Below are 5,736 nucleotides of genomic sequence, written 5' to 3'. Positions count from 1 at the left end.
CCCTGGTTATCATGATCGCTCCGCCAAGATTGAGCATGATTTCCGGGGCTTTGTTTTTTCTGTTGCCGTTAAATTACACGCGAACGGCCTCGCCTGTCGAATCCTTCTGTCACAACGGCTTAGTGCGCCGCCAGCTCCTGAAAGAATTTCGGATTCGCCTGGATGGTTGCCAGCACCTTCGCAGCCAGTCCGGTCGGGTTACGGCGTCCGGTTTCCCAGCTCTTGATGGTGTCGAGGCTGGTTCCCAGCACTTTCGCCATCTCGCTCTGTGAAACGTTCAGCTGTGTCCTGATGGCCTTCACGTCTGCCAGCTCGTAACGGGTGACGCGGGCAGGCTCTCTGACGCCGTTTTTGATTTCAACGGCTTCTTCCAGCGATGCTTTCAGCTCGTCAAAAAAACTCATGTCACACCTCATATTTCAGTTGTTGTGTCAGCGTCTTCAGAACGGCTTTCTCCGCGTCCGTCAGGCTGTCTTTGGTGCTTTTCGGGTAGGCCATCACCAAATAGATCACCTCGGCGGTGGCCAGGAAGTAAATCACCCTTGCACTGCCGCTTTTTCCCTGGTTGCCCGTCGCCATTCTGACTTTTCGCAGCCCGCCGGTTTTCTGGATGAGATCGCCTTTGTCCGGCGACTCAATAAGCGTCTTTTGCAGCTCCCTGAGCTCTTCATCCGTAGCGATCTGTTTTATCTGACGGGTAAACATCGGGGTCTCGATAAACTCAATCGCGTGACTCACGGCTGTCTCCTTTTTCAACGGAGTACATAGTACACTTAATTCTGATTTCGGAAAAGCCGTCACATCGAGGGGCCATAGTAGCGGGTCGGTTTTTTCTGCGGCTCTGGCTGCTGCTCACGCAGCTTCTCCGCGTAGGCGCGGTCGTGCTGCCTGATCAGCGCATCAAGCGGCTGACGTTCCTGCTCAAGCTCTCGACCTGCGCGCGCAAGCTGTCCACCTGACTGCTCAAGTGCTGACACACCCTGTCGCTGTGCGTCAGCGCCTGCGAGGTAGCCTCGAACATGTGCTGCAAACTGCTGTAGCTGTCCTGCCACGCCTGCTGCTGTTGCTCGTAGCCTTTCTGTAAGCTCTCTAAGGCGCTCAGAAGCTGTTTTTCCATCTCGGTCATGGTTTTGGTCGTCCTCGGTGTTAAAAACGCGCTGTGGCGCTTCAGGGCGTTCTGAAGGGGTTATTTCGCCGTGTATTTCACCACGGTGTTGCCGGTCGTCGACGTGTAGGTTTCCACGCCGTGCGCCTGCTTCGGCAGCACCACCAGGTAGGTATTCCGGCGCGTGTCGTCGCTGTAAATCGTCACGCCCGCGCCGCTTTTCGCTTTCAGGCTCGCCAACTGCTGGCTGTAGCTGTCCATTTCGCTCAGGCGCGAGGTGATGATCGTGCCCTGAAACCAGATTATCCCGCTCAGGATGCCGATCAGCAGCGCGAAGCAGAAGAATATCCACGCCATCGCCGTTGAGACCGACTTCCTGAGCATGCCCGTCAGCCTGCCGTTCTGCTCGCGGATAGCGTTGCTGATGCTCTGCGAGCTTGATTGCAGTTCCGCGCTGATAGACGTCTCCAGCCTCACGAACTCGCGCTTCACGCTCTGCTCGGTATCCTGCGCCTGCTGCTTCGATTTCTCCTCGAAGCCCTTCGCCAAATTTAAAATCTCGCTCATAAATCATTCCTTTCAGCCGGATATTTCGGCCGCCGTCCGGGTCGGCAATGCTGATACTGCTTTTCGTTTCCCGCGCAACGGTCAGGCCGTAGCTTTCAAGCTGCGTCACCACGTCCTGCCGGCTGCGGATCACGCCCTGCTGCATCAGGTTCATCAGGCCAGCGGTGATTTTCTCTGCCGCCTGCTGTTTGTCACGGGGCAGATCGCTGGCCTGCGTCAGCGGGCGGCGGTAGGTCGGGTCATTCGGGTCACGCAGCCCCAGCCGGTCGTTGGTCAGGGTCTGCCAGGCGTTGACACGGGGGCGGTCAGCGCGGTCAAAGTAGGGTTGCAGGCGTTTGCCGCTCTGCAATTCGATGTTCGGGATGACAAAATTCAGCTCAAGCCGTCCCTTGTCGCGGTGCTCCACCCACAGGCAGGCGTACTGGTCGCGGTCGAGGCCGGTCAGCAGCGTGTGCTCCCATTCGTCCATCAGGCGCGATTTCTCCGCGCCTGCAATGTCAGGTTCCTGGAATGACAGCACCCCGGAGGTGTAAGCGCGGGCAAAGTCGCAGCCGTCGATCAGCTCGCGCACATGTTCAGGATTGCCGCGCAGTACGCTGGCCTGTTCACGCTGCCGGTCTTTACCCAGCAGGTAATCCACCGGCCCACTGCCCGAACCCGCACCCCGCGAGTGAATTTTAACGATCACGGTTCTGCTCCAGCAGGTCACCAAGCTGCCGGTCAAGGCTGGTCAGTACGACAAGCAGCGAGGCACGTTCAGCAGGCGTCAGGGAATCAGTCTGGTTGAGGCGGCGGGCTATCTGGTTCAGGTTGTTGCCAATCCCGCTGACCTGTCGCAGCAGTTCGGGCGCCACCTCAGGCACACGGCGCTTGCGTGAGGTGTGTTCACCCAGACCAAGCTGACGCAGCCACTCCGCAAGATGAATCCGGTCACAGCGATCAAGCAGTCGCTGATGCTCAGTTTCGGTGAGCCGGATTTTGATCTCTTTCGTTCGCTTTTCCATAGGCTCCGCTGAGAGAAAATTCGCACCACCGTGAGAATTTTTCGCAGTGGATGCCGGGGGTTTCGGGGGGCAGCGAGCCCCCTGAACCAGTCACAGTGGCACCTCGTCAGAGGGGACGCTGTGTGTACTGGCTTGGGATGAGTTGAAGTATGACAGATTCTGTGCTGGCTGCAAAAAAAAGCCCTCTGCCAAAGAGGGCTGTTATCTGATATAGGTTGTTTTTGAACGCTAGAAATTCATATATGTCATTACGGATCGTTCAAAGGCTAAGAGCTTGCCCTTTATATTTTTGACGTTAGCGATAGCTTGAGACTTGCTGATTACCTGCTGTATTTGCACCACATGAGCAACCCCCCCTCGACTAGCACCAAAGCTGTCTAAATCGCTACAAAGTGACACGTCAATTTCTTCGGGGTAAACACCTATACAGTTGAATATCGTATTCATATTATCAATCTTGATTCCATGATTACGTCTTAGTATTGAAAGAACCAATCGCTGTGCGTCACCAAGCTTGTCACTCGTATTTAAAGAAACCTCTCTCATTTCTTTATTTATTGCTTCTTTCTTTTTTGTTTTCGATAGACTTGCTGCATTTTCATAGCACGACACAACCTTTTTGGAAAGCATGCTTATTATACACTTGTTGACTTTAACGCCGTTAGTGCTTGAATAATTCAACACTGATTTCGTCATTATAATTTCAACAAGGTTTTCAAGGTACTTCTCAAATGCAGCATGGGAAAGCAGTACATACGAGTTAACTTTTAATACATCAGTTACATTAGAGCACACGTTTGGATCAACTCTATTCGTTATCTTCTTTACAAGATCAAGCTGCTTTTCCATGTCTTTATATGCTGATGTTTTACTCATTATGCGATCACTTCTGGGATATCAATTTTCGTATTAAAACGACGATTAAAGCAATCAATAAAAATGCCAAACCTATGCTTTGTCGGCTCTATGTTTTTTGTACTGGACTCCACTGACTTTATGAACTCAGGGAACGAGCACGCTTCCTCATAGGCCAACTTCAACCCTTGCTCATCTTTATCCACCGCTTTCAGAGCCTCATCATGACCAAGTACATAAGAAAGAACATCAAAAACAGCTCTGTTGAAACGAGAGTCATAACTTCCATTTGTGAACTTCCTGCAGAAGTCGTTACCGAAAACTTCCATTCCTTTGTCTATTGATTTTGAAAAACCTTCGTATATATTTTTTAATTCATTATCTATGAACCCATCATCATCATCACAAATTTCATTATACTTGATACATACTTTATCTAAGAAATCCTTCAAGTTCCCTTTATAAGGAATTTCAGAATGTCTAAAACCTATATACCTGATTATTATTTCAACATCGTTCATTCTGCTATCGACATTATTTTTCCCAAGCATAGCCTGCACATTCTTCTGTTTTTCAGACCATGTGATTACATTGCTTAAGAATTTGCCTGGATGAAGTGACATCCTAAGCTCCATTGGAGATAGCTTCACTGACCCTGAGTTTAATCTGTAAAATATCTCGTAAAGAGTCTCTTCTGACTTCCAATTCCTAATAACTGCAGTTCGTAATGTTTGATTAAGAAAAAGACTAGAAAGGCTAAAATCCTTCTCTATTTCTTGCCATGTTTTACCTTCTAAGTCTTTTAGCACCCTAAGCTTTCTAAGCTTAAAAACCTTGCCATCCTCCAGTCTACCATCAATGAACTCCTTTATTGTTAAAAGGCGTTGCTTTCCATCCAAAACCAAAAATGAATTCTTGTTGTCTTTTTTTGATGATAAAAGAACCTGAGGGATAGGAACACCAAGAAATACCGACTCTATAAACCTAGATTTATAGTCCTGATTCCATACGCTTCGCCTTTGGAATTCAGGATTTATATCCATGTTGTTCTGCATTTGTCTGTATATAGTCTCCACAGTCCAATCTGACGGCGCAACAATTAAATCAGAGAACTCTTCGGCCTTGGAGAAATTATCAGGAATTTCCTCATCAAAATCATCATTTTGGAAAAAATCATCTTTCATTGCTAATACCTTTTTTAATTAAGTTAAAAGTAGAACCCAAAGAAATATTTAAGCGTGTAGATATTTCTCTCATTGCAACTCCATCCCCTCTAAGCTTTTCAACTTCAATTGCAATCTTCTCGTTAAGCTTCGGACGCCCTCCACCTTTGCTTCTCGAGCCTCTTTTTGACTGGATTTTAGAATGGTGCGTTCTTTCTACATATTCTTCAAATTTACTCTCGCTAAATTTTTCATTAGTCCACTTAGCAATACTCTTCGCTATTCCACTAACCTCATTTTCATCCAAAGGTGCAGCGAATTGCAGGTTGTAGGCGCTGGCACGCTCATAGCAGGCTTGCAGCCACTGCTCATACTCCGGCCAGCCCTGACGGATGGCGCGGTATGCCCATTTACGGGTTTTGTCGAACAGGGTGCAATTACGGCCTAAGCCATAGTCGGCGACGATTTCTTTATCATTCGCCGCGTTCAGGTCGAGAAAGTCAGCAAGCCAGTCCAGCGTGTAGAGTTCTGGCTGCCATACGGCAATTTTCCAGTGCCCGTGGTTCGGATTTTTGCAGATTAGCCCCGAATACCCCGCGTCGGCCTCTAATTTTTTACATAGCGCGTTCTCCACGGCAGCGGCGTAGCGCAGCGGCTTCATTTTTCCGTCCGGTGCGGTGCGAATCGAGGTTTTGAGGGCGTACAGCAGATGCGCGTGTCCGTTGTCGGGGTTGGTAATAGTCAGTGTGGGTGCAGGCGCGTTACGGTCGCTCCAGTCGATGGCGGCACCGGTGCGATCGACGTCAAACCCCAGCCAGAACATAGCGTGAGGCTGATTGAACTGGATGTATTTAGCCAGAATAGCGCGCTCCTTACCGGCAATGCGTACACCAAAGTGCAGATCGTCCGAAAAGTACGGCTTGTGTGGTAAGCGGTCGTTGAAGAGTTCAAGTGCGGCGTTATGCAATGCGCCCTGCGCTTATGGCGGGCTGTTGTCTGGCACGGTTCATGTGCTAATATCCTTCTCAGGTTTCGTACCTGG

Annotated in this window: 7 protein-coding genes; all 7 read right to left on the bottom strand. The window is 49.7% G+C overall.

The genetic code is table 11. The features are described from left to right. Nucleotides 1-119 precede the first annotated feature (119 nt). Nucleotides 120-404 (bottom strand): NadS family protein, encoded by a 285-nt coding sequence (gene nadS, locus NMC31_RS25755; RefSeq protein ID WP_186979469.1) that lies wholly within the window; start codon nt 402-404, stop codon nt 120-122. A 1-nt stretch (nt 405) separates the two neighbouring features. Continuing rightward, on the bottom strand, nt 406-738 hold the full coding sequence (locus NMC31_RS25750) for a type II toxin-antitoxin system RelE/ParE family toxin (protein ID WP_253899386.1): 333 nt from the start codon (nt 736-738) through the stop codon (nt 406-408). A gap of 59 nt (nt 739-797) precedes the next feature. Further along, nucleotides 798-2,360: a relaxase family protein gene (locus NMC31_RS26390; RefSeq protein ID WP_495553257.1), complete on the bottom strand. Its 1,563-nt coding sequence runs from the start codon at nt 2,358-2,360 to the stop codon at nt 798-800. Further along, nucleotides 2,350-2,676, bottom strand: a complete 327-nt coding sequence (locus tag NMC31_RS25730; RefSeq protein WP_253899384.1) for a MobC family plasmid mobilization relaxosome protein — start codon at nt 2,674-2,676, stop codon at nt 2,350-2,352. Before NMC31_RS25730 ends, NMC31_RS26390 begins: the two co-directional genes overlap by 11 nt. Nucleotides 2,677-2,904: 228 nt before the next feature. Continuing rightward, nucleotides 2,905-3,552 carry a HEPN domain-containing protein gene (locus NMC31_RS25725; RefSeq protein WP_253899383.1) on the bottom strand — a complete coding sequence of 216 codons (648 nt, stop codon included), beginning with the start codon at nt 3,550-3,552 and terminating at the stop codon, nt 2,905-2,907. Then, nucleotides 3,552-4,715, bottom strand: a complete 1,164-nt coding sequence (locus NMC31_RS25720; RefSeq protein ID WP_253899382.1) for a DUF262 domain-containing protein — start codon at nt 4,713-4,715, stop codon at nt 3,552-3,554. The genes NMC31_RS25725 and NMC31_RS25720 overlap by 1 nt, the downstream gene beginning before the upstream one ends. Next, entirely contained in the window at nt 4,705-5,661 is a 957-nt protein-coding gene (locus NMC31_RS25715; RefSeq protein WP_253899381.1) for a replication initiation protein, read from the bottom strand. The genes NMC31_RS25720 and NMC31_RS25715 overlap by 11 nt, the downstream gene beginning before the upstream one ends. Nucleotides 5,662-5,736 lie beyond the last annotated feature (75 nt).

Origin of the sequence: Pseudocitrobacter vendiensis, assembly GCF_943590815.1 — a bacterium.
Classification (GTDB): domain Bacteria; phylum Pseudomonadota; class Gammaproteobacteria; order Enterobacterales; family Enterobacteriaceae; genus Pseudocitrobacter; species Pseudocitrobacter vendiensis.
This window is presented reverse-complemented; position numbering and strand designations above follow the sequence as displayed.